Raw genomic sequence first — 16182 nt, forward strand, 5'->3', positions numbered from 1 at the left:
CTTTAAACAAAACAAATCAATTTATAAAAGGATTGATGGAGTCTGTTGGCCCTGTGGATAGTGGGAATTACCGGCTCTTGTCCGATTACCCCCAGCCCAGCCAGCCCCAAGCACCCCCCACCGAATCCGCACGGATTGGACGTCAAGCAGGCTTTATCCCCACTCTTCCCAGCCTGTCGACAACACTTGTCCCGTGTGGGCAAGTACCCTTGGAAAAAGCCTGCCAGCGGGCACGAAATTTGCTCCACTGCTTGTTAGCCGTGCTCTCCCGTGGTTTATGCCGCGTTCTGTCCACAGGCACCCGCGACCGGCACCATGAACCGACTCAACCTGCACCTTGTATCGGATTCGACCGGCGAAACGCTGGAAATGATCGCCAAGGCGGCGCTGGCGCAGTTCGATAATCCCGCAGTGAACCGCCATTTCTGGCCAATGGTGCGATCGCTCCAGCATCTTGACCGGATCGTCCCCGATCTCGCCGCCCATCCGGGGCTGGTGCTTTACACATTGGTGAACCCCGATACCCGCAAGCGGCTGGAGGAGCATTGCCGCCATCTCGGCCTGCCTGCGGTGCCGGTGCTCGATCAGGTGACCGCCGCGCTGGAATCGCAATTGGGGCAGGAAGCGCATGGCCGCCCGGGCCGCCAGCACATGATGGACGAAAGCTATTTCAAGCGCGTCGATGCGATCCAGTACACCATCGCCCACGATGACGGGCTGGCGCATGAAGATTGGGAGGAGGCCGACATCCTGCTCGCCGGGGTATCGCGCTCGTCCAAGACGCCGACCAGCATCTATCTCGCCAATCGCGGTTACAAGGTCGCCAATATCCCGCTGGTGGTGGAAAGCCCGCCGCCATCGGCGCTTTATCGCTTGCGCCATCCGCTGGTGGTGGGGTTGACCACTTCGCCCGAACGTCTCGTGCAGATCCGCCGCAACCGCTTGCTTTCGCTGAACGAAGCGACCGAGACGGCTTACGTCGATAATGACCGGGTGAAGGCCGAACTGCAATTTGCCCGCCGCATGTTTGCCGATAATGGCTGGCCGGTGATCGATGTCACCCGCCGCTCGATCGAGGAAACTGCCGCGGCGATCATCCGCCTCGCGCAGGAGCGCGATCGCAAACCGGCGAGCGAAGGCGGGGTGGGCAAACCGATATGAACAACCTGATTCTCGCCAGCAAATCCGCTTCGCGCCGGGCGATGCTCGATGCGGCAGGCGTTGCTTATGAAAGCATCCCTGCCGATATTGACGAACGCGCAGTGGAGGCGGGCCTCATAGGCGCCTCACCCGCCGAAGTGGCCGAGGCGCTGGCTGTCGCCAAAGCCGCAGCGGTGGCGGCGTTGCACCCGCAAGCGCTTGTTCTGGGATCGGATTCGCTGGTGGTTGCCGAAGGCCGCCGCTTCGACAAGCCGCGTTCGCCCGAGGAAGCGGGCGAGCATCTGCGGTATTTCTCGGGCAAGGTGATGGAACTCCACTCCGCTGCAGCTCTGGTGCAGGACGACGGGTGTCTGTGGAGCCACACCAGTATCGCACGCCTGCATGTGCGCGAGCTGTCGGATGAATTTATCGCGCATTATCTGGCACTTGAGTGGCCCGAAATCAGCCACACCGTCGGCGCGTTCCGCATCGAGGGCCCGGGAGTGCAATTGTTCGAGCAGATCGAAGGCGACCAGTTCACGGTGCTAGGCATGCCGCTGCTGCCCTTGCTGGGCGCTTTGCGCGAGGAAGGGGTGCTGCAGGCATGACCCTTCTCCTTCGACAGGGCTCAGGACAGGCCTATGCTGAAGTCATCGGCGATCCGATCGCGCAGTCGAAGTCGCCGAAAATCCACAATTTCTGGCTCGGCAAGCTGGGGATCGAGGCTGAGTATCGCGCCTGCCATGTCCGGCCCGCAGAGCTGGCGGATTATCTGGCCGCTCGCCGCGCTGACCCCGATTGGCGCGGTTGCAATGTCACCATGCCGCACAAGCAGGCGGTGATGCCGCTGCTGGGCCGGATCGAGGCTCCGGCTGACACGATTGGTGCGGTCAACACCATTCTACCGGGGGTCAAGACGGGCCTAAGCGGCACCAACACCGACGCAAGCGGGTTCCTGGAGCCACTCGAAAGCGTGCTGGCGGAAACGCACTATTTCCGCATGGCCCGCATCATCGGCACGGGCGGCGCGGCGCGGGCGATCATCACCGCGCTGGCAGGCCATGGCTTCACGCTGGTGGTGGCCGGGCGCGATCCTGCCAAAGCGCGCGCGCTGCTGGATGAACTCGCGCCCAAGGGGGAGCATCACGCGATTCATCTGTCGCATTTTGCCGATCCCACCACCTTCGCCTTCGATGACCGTGAGGAATGCTGCGATCTGGTGATCAACGCATCATCATTGGGGATGCAGGGGCAGCCAGCCCTCGCTTTCGACTGGAGCCATGCCCCGCCGGGAAGCATCGCCTATGACATCGTCACCGCCCCGCTCGACACGGCGTTTCTGCAAGGTGCGCAAGACAGGGGCTTTCGCACCATCGACGGCCTCTCGATGCTGATCGGGCAGGCGGCAGCGGCTTTCGAGATGTTCTTCGGTCAGCGAGCCCCGCGCCAGCATGATGCCGAATTGCGGGCGATCCTGGCATCATGACCCGCCCCACCATCATCGGCCTCACCGGCTCGATCGGCATGGGCAAATCCACCGTTGCGGCCATGTTTGCCGAGGCAGGCATCCCCGTGTTCGATGCCGATGCCGAAGTGCGCGCCATGCAGGGGCCGGGCGGCGAACTGGTCCCTGCCATCGAAGCCGCCTTCCCCGGATCGACCGGGTCGGACGGGGTTGATCGTGACCGGCTGGGCCAACAGGTTTTTGCCGACAAGGATGCGCTCGCGCGGCTCGAAGCCATCGTCCACCCGGCGGTCGCGGCCAGACGCGCTGAATTCCTCGCAGTGCATCACGACAAGCCCGCCGTGGTGTTCGATATCCCGCTATTGTTCGAACGCGGCGGGAACGCGGCGGTCGATCTGGTTGTCGTCGTCTCTGCGCCAGAGGCGGTGCAGCGCGCCCGCGTGCTCGCCCGCCCCGGCATGACGCCTGAAAAGTTCGAACATATTTTCGGCCTGCAATTGCACGATTCGGAAAAGCGCACCCGTGCCGATCACGTGATCGATACCGGCACCACTCTCGAAGATACACGGGCGCAGGTTGCCGCCCTGATTGCGGGGCTGCCGCCGCAAGCCGATTGATTCCGATCCGGTTGCAGCCAGCGCTTGCAAGTGCCCGAACATCGGAGGATAGTACCGAAAATGTCGGCAGCAGAACGCGAAATCATCTTCGATACCGAAACCACCGGGTTGGACCCCAAGACCGGGGATCGCATGGTGGAAATCGGCTGCATCGAAATGGTCGGGCGGGTGGAAACGGGCCGCACGTTTCACGCCTATTTCAACCCCGACCGCGATATGCCACCCGAAGCGGAACGGGTGCATGGCCTGTCCGCTGCCTTCCTTGCCACCAAGCCGCGCTTTGGCGAAGTGGCCGATGAATTGCTGACGTTTCTGGGTGATGCGCCGCTGGTGGCGCATAATGCCGGGTTCGATTTCGGGTTTCTCAACAACGAACTGCAATTGATCGGGCGCGACCCCGTCAGCATTGACCGGATGGTCGATACTGTCGCCATTGCGCGCAAACGGCACCCCGGTTCCAAGCTTAGCCTCGATGCCCTGTGCACCCGTTACGGGATTGATCGCAGTCACCGGGTGAAACACGGCGCGTTGCTCGATGCCGAGCTATTGGCGCAGGTCTATGTCGAACTGAACGGCGGGCGGCAGATCGGGCTTGGCCTGGTCGACAGCGATTTTACGCCCGCAACCACCACCACCACCAACGCGCCCTGGCACCGTCCGCCAAGCGACAAGCCGCGGCGTGACCCTCGCCCGCATGTTGCCAGCCCGGAGGAGCTGGAACGCCACAGCGCATTCATTGCCGGGATCGATAACGCGATCTGGAGCCGCTGACGGTTCAGCAGACCCGCGCCCGATCCCATCACCTACGGGAGGACACAGAGCTTATGGATATTCGCATTTCCGGCCACCAGATGGAAACCGGCATCGCCCTGCAGGAACACGCGGCTGACCGGCTGGGCGCCATCGTCGACAAGTATTTCGACCGTGCGCTTTCCTCCCACGTCACCTTCGGCAAGGCGCCCGCAGGCGCTTTTACCTGCGATATTGTCACCCATGTGATGCAGGGGCTGATCCTCAAGGCGCAAGGCAGCGCGCAGGATGCGCATGTCGCGCTGGATGATGCGGCGGCGAAGATCGAAAAGCAGTTGCGCCGTTACAAGCGCCGCCTGACCGACCGGCATCAGGAAGCCAGTCATACGCGCGCCGAAGAAGATGCCGCCTACACCATCTTCGCGATCGAGCAGGACGAGGAAGAAGAAATCACCGCCGATGCGCCGCTGGTGATTGCCGAAACCCGCGTCGATATCCCCACCGCCAGCGTCGCCGATGCAGTGATGATGATGGATCTGCGGAACACCAATGCGCTGTTTTTCAAAAACGCTGGCACGCAGCGGCATAATATGGTTTACCGGCGCGCCGATGGCTCGATCGGTTGGGTCGAGCCGAAATAGAGCCGGGACTTGGCCTTGCCCTAGGGTAAAAAGCCACTATCCCAAGGTTCAGACGGCGGTAGCAGGAGGGGCTGGCCGCCCCGGCCCGGCAATGCTTTTCAGGCATGTCCGGACCGGATTTTCGCCACTATGGGGGCGCACAATTTCGGGATCTGCAACATAATGGACGTTAACCTCGCACTTTCTCCGCAGGCGATTGCGTTTGCGCGGCTTGATACCAAGCCCAAGGTTCTTGCCCAGACCGCGCAGCTTCTGGCTGACGCTTACGGGCTCGACGCGGGCGAAGTGCTGGAAAGCCTTGAAGCGCGTGAAGCACTGGGCAGCACCGGGTTCGGGCGCGGCGTGGCGATCCCGCATTGCCGCAGCAAGACTGTGCGCCGCCCGTCGCTGGCGCTGATCCGGCTGGAGGCGCCGATCGATTTTGCCGCAGCGGATTCGCGCCCGGTCACGCTGGTGTGCGGGCTGGTCTCGCCCGAAAACGCCGGGGCAACGCATTTGCACGCTCTGGCAGCGATTTCGCGGCTGACGCGGGATGAAACGATGATGCAGATGCTCGCCGATGCACCCACGACCGAAGCGGTCTATGCGTTGCTCAACAATGAATTTGACCGCGACGCTGCCTGATCCGTCTGAAGCATGATGACCGGTCGTGAGGAAAATTCGCCCGCAACCGGGGCTGAACAGCATCATCGCGCGCTGGAGCGGCTCTATGTCTCGGCGCCGATCAACCGCAAGTTCACATCAAAGCTGCACATTCCGGGCGAAGGGCTTTCGCGCATTACCTTTACCGTGACGCCGGAAGATTACCACGCGGCAGGGGCGGCGCACGGTACGATCTATTTCAAGATGCTGGATGATGCGGCCTTCTATGCCGCGAACACACTGGCGACCGACCGTTTCCTGCTGACCACCAGCTTCAACCTGCACTTTTCCCGCCCGCTGCGCGCTGGCAGTGTCACCGCCGAAGGACGCTGGGTCAGTGGGCGGCGGCGCGTGTTTGTCGCCGAAGCGCGGCTGGTGGATGCCGAAGGCGAGGAGATCGGGCGCGGCACCGGCACCTTCATGCGATCGCGCATGGCGCTTTCCAGCCTGCCGGGATACGCGGCTGGCGGGCTATCGGGCCTGTAATGGATCAGGCCCGCCTGCCAGCCCACCTTGAAGCAGGCGCGATTTTACGTCTGGCCGAATCGCAGGGCGGGTTCGCGACGGTGCTGGCGAAGGGTGAACGCGATGCGGGGACGGTGATGATCGTTGCCCTGTGTCACGGTAAACATGGCGTGCTTTACGAAAGAATGCCGCAGGCCGATGGTTCGCGCACATTTATTGCTGCAAAGCGGCAAAATGCCGAAAATCCGCAGGAATTTGACGATTATCTGGCCCGCAGACGCGCGCAGGACAGCGATTTGTGGTTAATCGAGGTGGATATCGCGGATCCCGAACGGTTCATCGCGCAATTGGCCTGATTTGCTTGACCCCCGGCGCGGCGCAGCTAACGGCCCGCGCAATTCCTCGCGCAGGCTGGCACGGCGGCAATTCGGCCGTATCGACCAGCACGCAGACGGGGAGCGGCCGGCAGGCTTCTTCGAACCAGCACAATCTTATTGGTGCAAAAAGGTTCCATCCTGCGTCTGGGCCCGCTCACCGCCCGAATAGTGTAGTATATGAGTCGCAAGACTGCCACGATTGCTGCGATTGTCGGCCTGACATTCGCAACCACAATTCTTCCCGGCGGCGATGATGCCGTTGCAATGGCCCAAGACCAGCTTTCCGTTCCCGCAACGGTCGAACCTGAAGAGCTGGTGCCCGAAACCCCCATCACCTTCATCGCCGAGGAAGTGGTACAGCCGCTTCCCGCCAAGCCTGCTGCGCCGGTTGTGACCGAAGCCGGTTCGCTTTCGGAACTGGTGAGCATGATCGACACCGGCGAAGCGCTGTCCGAAGAGATGCGCTGCCTTGCCGGCGCGGTTTACTTCGAAGCCCGCGGTGAACCGCTGGCAGGCCAGCTTGCCGTGGCACAGGTGATCATCAACCGCACCGAAGATGGCCGTTTCCCGCGCAGCTATTGCAGCGTGGTCGCCCAGCCCAAGCAATTCTCTTTCATGCGTGGCAACCAGATGCCGGCGATCCGCACCGGATCAGCCGCATGGACCCGCGCCGTCGCCATCGCCCGCATCGCGCACCAGGGCATGTGGGAATCCGAAGCGGGCGACGCCGTATTCTTCCACGCCCGCTATGTCCGTCCCGGCTGGAGCCAGCGCAAGACGAAGCTGGCGCAGATCGACACGCATATCTTTTATCGCTGATCGCTGATCCTCGCCGCTGTTTCGCCCTTGCGGCGCTGTGCGCCGGTTGACGCGGTTCGCCCTCAAGTAGCGCAGCGGTAGGGCGAAAAAGACTCGGCGAGGACTAATCAGAAAGCTTTACCCACACAGGCGTGTGATCGCTGGCCTTCTCGCGCCCGCGATATTCCTTGTCGACGCCGCAGGCTTCGAGCCGGTCGGCGCATTCGGGTGACAGCAGAATGTGGTCGATCCGGAAGCCGTGATCGCGCTGCCATGCGCCCGCCTGATAATCCCAGTACGTCCACACCCCGCCGCGCGGGTTGTGGGTGCGGATCGCGTCGCACCAGCCATCGGCCAGCATCCGGCCATAGGCGGCGCGGCTTTCGGGCTGCATCAACGCATCATCCTGCATCGCTTTCACCGACCAGGTGTCGTCATCTTCGGGAATGACATTGAAATCGCCCAGCACCACGGCGGGCACTTCCTCGGCCCAGATTTCGGCCATGCGCGCGCGCAGTTTTTCCATCCACGCCAGCTTGTAGGTGAATTTCGGCCCCGGATGCGGATTGCCGTTGGGCAGGTACAGGCAGGCGATGCGCACGCCCGAAACATCCGCTTCCAGATAGCGCGCCTGTTCGTCGTCACCTTCATTGGGGCCGGGAATGCCTAGCCCGCGCTGCACTTCGGCAAGGGTATAGCCCGCCTGCGTGTCCACCAGAATGGCAACGCCATTAAAGCTTTTCTGCCCGTGCCAGATCGCGGAGTATCCCAGTGCCTCGAACTCGGCAGCGGGGAAGCCTTCGTCCTGCGATTTGATTTCTTGCAGGCAGGCGACCGCAGGCCGCGTTTCGGCAAGCCATTCCAGCAGACGCGGCAGGCGCGCCTTGATGCCGTTGATGTTGAAGGTGGCGATTTTCATGGGGCTACCTCGTCATTGCGAGCGGAGCGAAGCAATCCATGAACCGGCAGTGCCGTTTGAAGCGAGGTCGGATGATGGATTGCCGCGTCGCCTTCGGCTCCTCGCAATGACGAGGGAAGATATCAACCTAAATCCCGAAACTCGCGCCGCAGCCGCAACCGGCGGCGGCCTGCGGGTTTTCGACCTTGAACGCCGCACCGCCGAGCGATTCGACGAAATCGACCGTGCTGCCTGCGATCAGATCGAGGCTGACGGAATCGACCACCAGTTTCACTCCGTCGGTTTCGCTGATGCTGTCATCCGCATCCGGCCCATCGGCCAGATCGAACTTGTATTGAAAGCCCGAACAGCCCCCGCCTTCGACGGCAAGGCGCAGGATCGCAGGGCGTGCCTGTTTGGCCGCGATAAACGCCACACGCTTGGCGGCGGACGGGGTGAGGATCAGGGGCGCTGCGGTCATACGCATAACTTAGGGTGTGCTGGGCTGTTCCTCAAGCACTCTCACCCCTGCGATCAAACCGCCTGAATATAGTTGCGCAGCGCATCGGCCTCGTGCTGCACCTCGTCCATCTTGTGCTTCACCAGATCGCCGATCGAGATGAAGGCCACCAGCGCGCCGTTCTCCACCACCGGAAAGTGGCGGAAGCGCCGGCGGGTCATCATGGCCAGCGCTTCGTCAACCGTGGTGCCCGGTTCCACCGTCACGGCGGGCGAGGTCATGATCGCTTCGACCGGCAGATCAAGGCAGGTGCCACCGTGATCGGCAAGGCGGTAGATCACATCGCGTTCGGATACGATGCCGACCACCCGCCCTTCGCGCAGCACCGGCAGCGCGCCGATGCGTTTGGTGGCGAGCGTGCCAACCACCTGCGATACAGGCGTGGTCACATCGCAGGCGATAATGTCGGATGGGCCGCGCGCGGCAATGATTCTGGCAATGGTCATGGCAGACTCCTCTCTCCAGACCGCCAGAGTGACATGAGTAAGGACAAAAAGCGAATCCGCATGATCACGCGGATAGTGCGGTCTCTTGCATCACACGAACGGTCGCTTGCATGCTTTGGGCGTTGCCAAGTGCGCGCGGGAACCCCATGTCGGGCCGCATGGCCCGCAAATCCCCGCTCGACGACCCTGTGAATGCCGCCCATGCCTGGGCGCGTTATCGCCAGATCATGAAGCTGTTACTGGCGGTAACAGTGCTGACCGTTGCGATCGCAACGGCCATCCTGTTTGCCTATAACGGCATGATTTCCGTGCATTTCTACATCGCAGTGGCGCTGGGGATCAGCCTGACCATGCTGCTTGGCGGCGGGCTGATGGGGCTGGTGTTCCTCAGCAACGGCACAGGCCACGACGAATCGGTCGATAACCAGCTGCCCGGCAAGGACGAGTTCTGGTCGCCCAAGGATGATTAGGCAGGCGGGGTAAGGCGGTATTCCGCCACCGGCACGCCGCCTACCAGATGTTCCTGGATGATCCGTTCAAGCACGTCCGGCCCGCAGGAATGATACCACACCCCGTCCGGCCACACGACCGCAACGGGCCCGGCGGCGCAGACCTGCAGGCAATCGGCCTTGCTGCGCTGCACGCCGCCGCCTGACCCGCGCTTGCTTTCCTCGCCCCGCTGCGGGCCGACGAGCCCGAGTTCCTTCAGACGCGATTTGAGGAAGCTCCACGCTTCCTCGCCAGCTTCGCGCGAACAGCATTTCTGCTTGTCCGATACCGCGCACAGCATGATGTGCCGCGTGATCGCCGTGCCTTTTGCCGGATCGCCGTAACACTTGGCCAGCGCAGTTTGCGCTGACAGCAGTTCCTGTCGGCTCATTCAGGCGCTTCCTGCTTCAGCCAGCGATCCAGCCACGCGAACACGGTGCCGTGCCATTGCAGCGAGTTCTTCGCGCCCAGCACCCAGTGGTTTTCTTCGGGGAAGACCAGCAATTGCGCCGGAATATTGCGCTGGCGCAGGATGGTGTAGGCACCAAGGCCCTGCGTGTAAGGCACGCGGAAGTCCTTTTCCCCCAGCACCACCAGCATCGGGGTTTGCCACTTGTCGACGTGGTTGGCCGGATTCCAGCGTTCGTAGGTTGCGGCTGCCGCTTCATAGGAGCCGCCGAAATCCCAGTGCGGGAACCACAATTCCTCGGTCGAATGGGCAAAGGCGCGGGTATCGAACAGGCCATTGTGGTTGACGATGCAATCGAACCGGTCGGCCCATTGCCCCGCGATCCAGTTGACCATGTAGCCGCCGTAACTCGCCCCCATGGCGCAGGCGCGTTCCCCGTCGATCTGCGGGTCAAGCGCGAGCGCGGCTGCGAAGCCTTTTTGCAGGTCTTCCAGCGGCTTGCCGCCCCAATCCTCGCGGATCGCATCGGTGAAGGCCTGCCCGTATCCGGTGCTGCCGTGGAAATCGACCGAGATCACGGCATAGCCCTGCGAGGCGGTGACCCGCGGGTTCCAGCGGGTTGACCAGCTGTCGTTGAAACTGCCCTGCGGCCCGCCGTGGATGTAGAGGATCGCCGGGATCGGCCCGGTCTGCTCTGCCAGACGGGTAATCTGGCCCCACACCGTCGCCCCGTCCGCGCCGGTGAAGCTGAACCGGCGGGTGACGATATTGGCACGCTCCCCCATCAGCGTTGTGGCGACATCGGTCAGCGGGCGGGCTTGGCGCATACCGTCCGACAGGAAGAGTTCCGACGGATTGCCGAGCGAATCGCGCGTGAACAGCAGCCGCCCGCCCGGCAGGGGCGAAAGGTTGGTGATGTGCGCTTCGTTGCCCGCCATCAGGTTGAGTTCGGTTATCGCGCCGGTCTGCGGATCGATCCGGAAAGCGGGCGTATCCAGCACCTTTTGCGCGGTGGCGATCAGGTATTTGCCATCCGCGCTCCACGCAAGGCTGCCGAAGCTGAGATCGGTGGCGGCTGTGACATTGCGGCGCGTGCCGGTTTTCAGATCGAGCAGTTGCACCGCCAGCTTGTCCGCCTCGTAAGTCGGACGCGCCATCGCCAGCCACGCGAGATAGCGGCCATCGGGCGAAGGCACGGGCGCGGTGTCGGTCGCGGCATTATCCGCCGTCAGCAATGTGGGGGCCGCGCCGCTGAGGTCGGACACGTAGATATCGAGATTGGTCGAGGTCGGCTCGTCCGCATCGGCCTTGCGCGCGGTGAAATAGAGCGCGCTGCCATCTGGCGCGAAGGCGATTTCTTCCGCGCCGCCAAAGGGCATGGTGGGCGTGTCGGCAATCAGGCCGGTGGCAGGATCAATGCCATCGACGGGCACTTCGGCGCCTGCGACCTTTCCATCAGCCAGCGGAGCAACGAAGACGCGGTTGTAGGTGCCCGGGGTCTCCCAGCTGTCCCAATGGCGGACGAAACCGTCTGCGCTGTCATACAGCCGCCCGTTGCCGGGGCCGGGGAGGTGCTTTGGCTTGGCATCCGCGCAGCCGAAGGTCGGGCAATCGCGCGGGATGGCGGCCCATATGGCGATCGCCTTGCCATTGGGGGCGAGCTTGAAACCTTCGATCCCGGCAGCGGGAAAACCTGCGACCAGTTGCGGCGGACCGATTTTGCCAGCCTTGTCCAGCGTCACGCGCCACACCCGGCCTATTGCATCCGCGCCATCTTCGGGCGGGGCATCGCTCAGGAAATACAACTGCCCGTCCGGGCCGAAGGCGGGCGATGATGCCTTGACCCCGAAATTCAGCGCCACGGGCGCAGCGCCCGGCTTCGTGAGATCGAGCAGGTAGAACCCTGTGCTGCGCGCAAGGCTTTCGGGATCGGTGGTGGTGACACCATAGACCGCCAGCGTGCCGCCTGCATTCACCGACGGCGCTCCCAGACGCGGTAGAGTGACGAGATCGGCAGCGCTCATCGGCGGGGCGGTCACGCCCGGCACTGATGGGGCTTCAGGGGTTGTCTGCGCGGCCAGCGGCGCGGCGAACAGGGTTGCGGCGATCAATACGCCGGAAGTCATCGGTTTGTGCATGCGGCAGGGTTAGCCCGCCGCGCCGCGCTGCGCCAGCCTTCAGGGGCGCTTGCCGACAATCCGGGCGATTTCCGCCTGCACCAGCTTTTCGACCATGCCCGGCAGGTTGGCCTCCAGCCATTGTGCCAGCATCGGGCGCAGCAATTCGCGGGTGAGCCCTTCGAGCGAGGTTTCACCCGAACGCACGATCTGCGGGCGGGCACCGGGCTCTGCCAGCATGGCCAGCGCGGCGAGGTTTTCGTGCATCGCATCGCGCACGGTTTCAGCAATCAGCGGCGCATCTTCGGCCTGATCGGGCACGGGGCTTTCGGGCTCGGGCGCGCATTCCATATCGGCCAGATCGAGCACTTCTTCGCTCTCATCGCCATCATCTTCGTCGCGCACCATGTGGGGACGTGCGGGGTCAGCCTGCGGGGCGATCACGTGATCCGACACCGATTCGCGACGACGTCGCGTTTCCAGCGCGCCAGCGCGGTTATCGCGGGCGATCACTTTCTTGATCGATTCGAGGATTTCCTCGACCGAGGCTTCGCCATCCTGTGCCATCATGTGCCCCATATTCCCGCCCGATTACCTGTGCCCCGACCTGTCCCGAATCGGGAACGCTCTTACTCGCCGGGCAGCAGCTGCGGACCGATTGTTGCGTTGGCGGGCGGAATGTCAACGGTGCGCGTCGATTTCGCTTCGGCCTTGGGGTCGCGGTCCCAGTCCCACATCTTGCTGCTGACCCGGTCGGCGTTGATGGTGGGATCGTACAGGATGCTGCCTGTATCGAGGTTGAGATCGCGCGCTTCGGCGCGGCCCATCAGCGCCAGCAGGTTGAACCCCGCGACATAGGCATTGCGCCTTGCGGTCACCAATTGGGCGCGGGCGTTGACCAGTTCCTGTTCGGCGTTGAGCACATCGAGGATCTGGCGGTTGCCGATCGAGTTTTCGGCACGTACGCCTTCAAGGCTGAGTTCGGCGGCTTCCACCGCGGTCTGCGCGCTGCGGATCACGCCGTTTGCAGCCTGCCAGTTGGCATAGGTCGACCGGGTTTCGGCAATGATCTGGCGTTCGGCCGCGATCACATCTTCCAGCGCTGCAGATTCGCGCGCGCCTGCCTGGCGTTTCTGTGCGGCGGGGAGACCGCCCTGAAACAGCGGAATGGTAACCCGCACCCCGGCATTGGCGGTGGTTTCGCGCTGGACCAGGTCGTTGGCGAATGCTCCGCCCAGCGTTCCGAAGAAATCGCTGTAATCGCCGTTCACGAACAGGCCGACCGTTGGCAACCGGCCTGCACCTGCTGCCTTGGTGTCGAACCCAGCGGCCTGTGCGCGTTGCTTGGCGGCATCAAGGTTGGGGTTGTTTTCCAGCGCGCTGACAATTGCATCGCCCACAGTGTCGGGCAGACCGGGCAGCGGCGGCGGAGCAGCCAGTTCGCCCGGCGCATTGCCGACCAGCCGGGCGTAGGTCTCACGCGCGGCGATCAGGTTGGCTTCGGCGGACTGCAGATCGCCCTCTGCCACCGCGAGACGCGACCGCGATTGCGCGACATCGGTGATGGTGAGATCGCCGATCTCGAACCGGTCGCTGGTCGCTTCAAGATTGGTGCGCAATACGTCGACATTATTGGCTGCCAGCCCCGCCAGCGCCTCTGTCCGCAACACATCCATATAGGCGGCAACGACCTGGGCAAACAGCGTGCTTTCGGTGTTGCGCAGGTCAGCCTGCCCGGCCTCGACCCGTTCCTTGGCGGCGGCAATGCCGTTGCGCACCGCACCGCCCGAATAGACCGGCACCAGCAACGCTGCGGTCACACCCAGATTGCGATCGGGCGCGGTAAAGGCGTTGGCCGATTGCTGGATGAACTCGATGTGGGTCGCCGTGATATTGGCCGAAGGCAGGCCTTGCGAACGCTGGATCGGTACGCTTTCATCGGTGGCGCGCTGGTTGGCACGCGCGGCTTCGAGCGTCGGGTTGGTGTTATAGGCGCTCGCCAGGGCCTCACGCAGGGTATCGGCCTGCGCAGGTACAGCCAGCGCCAACAGGCTTGCCGATGCCGTCAGCCGCAGGGCGAGGGTGCGGATCACGCGAAAGTCCAGCCCTTGGGCACATCGAAGGCATGCAGCACCGGAATGCCGAGATCCTCCAGCGGCTGGAGCGTGACATTGCCGGCAACCTTCCGGCCCGATGCCAGCCGGGTGACCTGCCGCAGCAGCAGGCCGGTGACGATCCGGCCATCATCGGCAAGCTGCGCCGTCAGCGTATCGGGCAATTGTTCGATCGCACCGTCGATGACGATCAGCGAATATGTGGCAGCTGCCGCTGCATTCATGCCATCGGCGGCGTTTACCGTGGTAAGGTCAGCCACAAGCGGGCGCAGCAGTTCAGCGAGGTAGCCGGTGCCGCCTTCTACCACCAGCACGCGGTCTTGCGGGCCGGGCGCGGCTTCCATCAGCAGCTTGCCATAGAACAATGGTGCGGCAAGGTGGCCGTCAGCGCCGAGCGCAATTGCCCGGTCGATATAGGCGACCGAGGCCTTGTTGGCGGGGAGGAAATCCTCACGCGGGACGGCCAGCAACCGCGCCAGCACATATTCCTCGTTCACGCCGCTGGTGCGCAACTGGCTGTCAATCATCGCGCGGCGCGCAGTGGCAGTAAGGATAGGGGTGTGCGGCATGGTGGTCATATTGTTCACTTTGATGCTCCGCAAACTGTATTAGTAACACAATACAGTCCGTCAAGTCCTTCGTCGGCGCGGCCTTATACTTGCCGTGGCTTTGTTCCAAGGCTTTTGGCAGCCTGTCGGGATGGTGATTTCGGCCTTTGACCTCGCTTGCGCAGAGTGCTTAGGGGAGCCGCAATCCCCACGGGATTCTAATCGACTTATGCAGGGATGGCTTCGATGAGTGACATGACGGTGAGCGGACAGGATGTGCGGATCGAGACGGATTCGCTCGGCGAAGTGGCGGTTCCCGCGCATGTCCACTGGGGTGCGCAAACGCAGCGCAGCATCGTCAACTTCCCGATCGGCGGCGAAAAAATGCCGCCTGCGCTGGTGCGCGCCCTGGGCCTGCAAAAGCTTTCGGCGGCGCGTGCCAACATGAAGCTCGGCGTGCTCGATGCCAGGCTGGGCGAGGCTATCGTTCAGGCAGCGCGCGAGGTGATCGACGGAACGCTGGCCGACCAGTTCCCGCTGGTGGTGTGGCAGACGGGCAGCGGCACGCAATCGAACATGAACGCCAATGAAGTGATCGCCAGCCGCGCCAACGAGATTCTTACCGGCACCAAAGGCGGCAAGGATCCCGTCCACCCCAATGATCATTGCAACATGGGGCAATCGTCGAACGATACTTTCCCCACCGCGATGCACATTGCCGCTGCCGTCGAGGCGCTGGATCACCTGATTCCCGCGCTGACAAAGCTGCACGGCGCGCTGGATGCCAAGGCGCAGGAATTTGCCGATATCGTCAAGATCGGCCGCACCCACTTGCAGGATGCGACTCCGATGACGCTGGGGCAGGAGTTTTCCGGTTACGCCAAGCAGATCGAATACGGCATTGCCCGCGTGCAGGCGACTTTGCCGCGCGTGCTGGAACTGGCGCAGGGCGGCACGGCTGTGGGCACCGGGATCAATTCCAAGGTCGGCTTTGCCGAGGAATTCGCGGCGCAAGTTGCTGCCGAAACCGGCCACGCCTTCGTCACCGCGCCCAACAAGTTCGAAGCTCTCGCCGCCCATGATGCGATGGTCGAGATTTCGGGCGCGCTGAACGTGCTCGCCGTCAGCCTGATGAAGATCGCCAATGATATCCGCCTGCTCGGCTCCGGCCCGCGTTCGGGCCTTGGCGAACTCAGCCTGCCCGCCAATGAACCAGGTTCGTCAATCATGCCGGGCAAGGTCAACCCGACCCAGTGCGAGGCGATGACGATGGTCTGCGCGCAGGTGATGGGCAATAACACCACAGTGACGGTCGCCGGATCGCACGGGCACCTTGAACTCAACGTGTTCAAACCGGTGATGATCTACAACGTGCTGCAATCGATCAAGCTGATCGGCGATGCGAGCCATGCCTTCACCGATAACTGCGTGGTCGGGATCGAGGCGAACACGGGCCGGATCACCCAGTTGCTCAACGAAAGCCTGATGCTTGTGACGGCGCTCAACCCGCATATCGGTTATGACAACGCCGCCAAGATCGCCAAGAAGGCCCATGCCGAAGGCACTACGCTGAAGGAATCGGCACTGGCGCTGGGCCTGCTGACGGAAGAACAGTTCGCGCAGTGGGTGGTGCCGGCGGATATGATCCGGCCAAGGGATTGATTGCCGTTGGTCGGTGATGAACATCCGTTCATCATTCGACCAAGACTAGACCCCGCCCGACGACAAGCGCCCCTGCCAGTGGTC

Annotated in this window: 20 protein-coding genes; 12 read left to right on the plus strand and 8 right to left on the minus strand. The window is 63.0% G+C overall.

Annotation, left to right across the window (positions count from 1 at the left end):
* Positions 1-315 precede the first annotated feature (315 nt).
* From IP79_RS08070 to IP79_RS08115, 10 genes are all read left to right on the plus strand, one after another.
* On the plus strand, positions 316-1161 hold the full coding sequence (locus IP79_RS08070; RefSeq protein ID WP_054119010.1) for a pyruvate, water dikinase regulatory protein: 846 nt from the start codon (positions 316-318) through the stop codon (positions 1159-1161).
* Positions 1158-1748 (plus strand): Maf family nucleotide pyrophosphatase, encoded by a 591-nt coding sequence (locus tag IP79_RS08075; RefSeq protein ID WP_054118716.1) that lies wholly within the window; start codon positions 1158-1160, stop codon positions 1746-1748. The genes IP79_RS08070 and IP79_RS08075 overlap by 4 nt, the downstream gene beginning before the upstream one ends.
* Entirely contained in the window at positions 1745-2626 is an 882-nt protein-coding gene (aroE, locus tag IP79_RS08080; RefSeq protein WP_054118717.1) for a shikimate dehydrogenase, read from the plus strand. The genes IP79_RS08075 and aroE overlap by 4 nt, the downstream gene beginning before the upstream one ends.
* Positions 2623-3222 carry a dephospho-CoA kinase gene (gene coaE / locus IP79_RS08085; protein WP_054118718.1) on the plus strand — a complete coding sequence of 200 codons (600 nt, stop codon included), beginning with the start codon at positions 2623-2625 and terminating at the stop codon, positions 3220-3222. Before aroE ends, coaE begins: the two co-directional genes overlap by 4 nt.
* A 60-nt stretch (positions 3223-3282) precedes the next feature.
* On the plus strand, positions 3283-3993 hold the full coding sequence (gene dnaQ, locus IP79_RS08090; protein WP_054118719.1) for a DNA polymerase III subunit epsilon: 711 nt from the start codon (positions 3283-3285) through the stop codon (positions 3991-3993).
* Positions 3994-4046: 53 nt separating this feature from the next.
* A complete protein-coding gene (gene hpf / locus IP79_RS08095; protein WP_054118720.1) occupies positions 4047-4613 on the plus strand; it encodes a ribosome hibernation-promoting factor, HPF/YfiA family in 567 nt (188 codons plus the stop codon).
* Between the two features lie 162 nt (positions 4614-4775).
* Positions 4776-5237 (plus strand): PTS sugar transporter subunit IIA, encoded by a 462-nt coding sequence (locus tag IP79_RS08100; protein WP_054119011.1) that lies wholly within the window; start codon positions 4776-4778, stop codon positions 5235-5237.
* 12 nt (positions 5238-5249) lie between these two features.
* The gene (locus tag IP79_RS08105; RefSeq protein WP_420705623.1) at positions 5250-5741 is read left to right on the plus strand and encodes a PaaI family thioesterase; all 492 of its coding nucleotides are present in this window, start codon (positions 5250-5252) and stop codon (positions 5739-5741) included.
* On the plus strand, positions 5741-6076 hold the full coding sequence (locus IP79_RS08110) for a DUF1491 family protein (RefSeq protein WP_054118721.1): 336 nt from the start codon (positions 5741-5743) through the stop codon (positions 6074-6076). Before IP79_RS08105 ends, IP79_RS08110 begins: the two co-directional genes overlap by 1 nt.
* A gap of 198 nt (positions 6077-6274) precedes the next feature.
* Positions 6275-6916: a cell wall hydrolase gene (locus IP79_RS08115; protein WP_054118722.1), complete on the plus strand. Its 642-nt coding sequence runs from the start codon at positions 6275-6277 to the stop codon at positions 6914-6916.
* 103 nt (positions 6917-7019) lie between these two features.
* Here the strand turns inward: IP79_RS08115 and xth are convergent, their stop codons facing one another.
* From xth to IP79_RS08130, 3 genes are all read right to left on the minus strand, one after another.
* On the minus strand, positions 7020-7814 hold the full coding sequence (xth, locus tag IP79_RS08120) for an exodeoxyribonuclease III (RefSeq protein ID WP_054118723.1): 795 nt from the start codon (positions 7812-7814) through the stop codon (positions 7020-7022).
* A 127-nt stretch (positions 7815-7941) separates the two neighbouring features.
* The gene (locus IP79_RS08125) at positions 7942-8274 is read right to left on the minus strand and encodes a HesB/IscA family protein (RefSeq protein ID WP_054118724.1); all 333 of its coding nucleotides are present in this window, start codon (positions 8272-8274) and stop codon (positions 7942-7944) included.
* 53 nt (positions 8275-8327) lie between these two features.
* Positions 8328-8759, minus strand: a complete 432-nt coding sequence (locus IP79_RS08130) for a CBS domain-containing protein (protein ID WP_054118725.1) — start codon at positions 8757-8759, stop codon at positions 8328-8330.
* A 158-nt stretch (positions 8760-8917) separates the two neighbouring features.
* Here IP79_RS08130 and IP79_RS08135 point away from each other — a divergent pair, with 158 nt between their 5' ends.
* Positions 8918-9229: a hypothetical protein gene (locus IP79_RS08135; RefSeq protein ID WP_054119013.1), complete on the plus strand. Its 312-nt coding sequence runs from the start codon at positions 8918-8920 to the stop codon at positions 9227-9229.
* Here IP79_RS08135 and IP79_RS08140 read toward each other — a convergent pair.
* The 5 genes from IP79_RS08140 to IP79_RS08160 form a co-directional block, all read right to left on the minus strand.
* Entirely contained in the window at positions 9226-9639 is a 414-nt protein-coding gene (locus tag IP79_RS08140) for a (2Fe-2S) ferredoxin domain-containing protein (protein WP_054118726.1), read from the minus strand. The two genes, IP79_RS08135 and IP79_RS08140, sit on opposite strands and share 4 nt — an antisense overlap.
* Positions 9636-11795 carry an alpha/beta hydrolase family protein gene (locus tag IP79_RS08145; RefSeq protein WP_233994130.1) on the minus strand — a complete coding sequence of 720 codons (2160 nt, stop codon included), beginning with the start codon at positions 11793-11795 and terminating at the stop codon, positions 9636-9638. The genes IP79_RS08140 and IP79_RS08145 overlap by 4 nt, the downstream gene beginning before the upstream one ends.
* 39 nt (positions 11796-11834) lie before the next feature.
* Positions 11835-12341, minus strand: coding sequence for a DUF2497 domain-containing protein (locus IP79_RS08150; RefSeq protein ID WP_054119014.1), 507 nt, complete (start codon positions 12339-12341; stop codon positions 11835-11837).
* A gap of 62 nt (positions 12342-12403) precedes the next feature.
* Positions 12404-13867, minus strand: coding sequence for a TolC family outer membrane protein (locus IP79_RS08155; RefSeq protein WP_054118728.1), 1464 nt, complete (start codon positions 13865-13867; stop codon positions 12404-12406).
* Positions 13864-14466 carry a protein-L-isoaspartate O-methyltransferase family protein gene (locus IP79_RS08160; protein ID WP_054119015.1) on the minus strand — a complete coding sequence of 201 codons (603 nt, stop codon included), beginning with the start codon at positions 14464-14466 and terminating at the stop codon, positions 13864-13866. Before IP79_RS08160 ends, IP79_RS08155 begins: the two co-directional genes overlap by 4 nt.
* A gap of 225 nt (positions 14467-14691) precedes the next feature.
* Between IP79_RS08160 and fumC the strand changes: the two genes are divergently transcribed.
* A complete protein-coding gene (gene fumC / locus IP79_RS08165) occupies positions 14692-16098 on the plus strand; it encodes a class II fumarate hydratase (RefSeq protein ID WP_054119016.1) in 1407 nt (468 codons plus the stop codon).
* Positions 16099-16182 lie beyond the last annotated feature (84 nt).

The organism is Porphyrobacter sp. AAP60 (genome assembly GCF_001296025.1).
Classification (GTDB): Bacteria; Pseudomonadota; Alphaproteobacteria; order Sphingomonadales; family Sphingomonadaceae; genus Erythrobacter.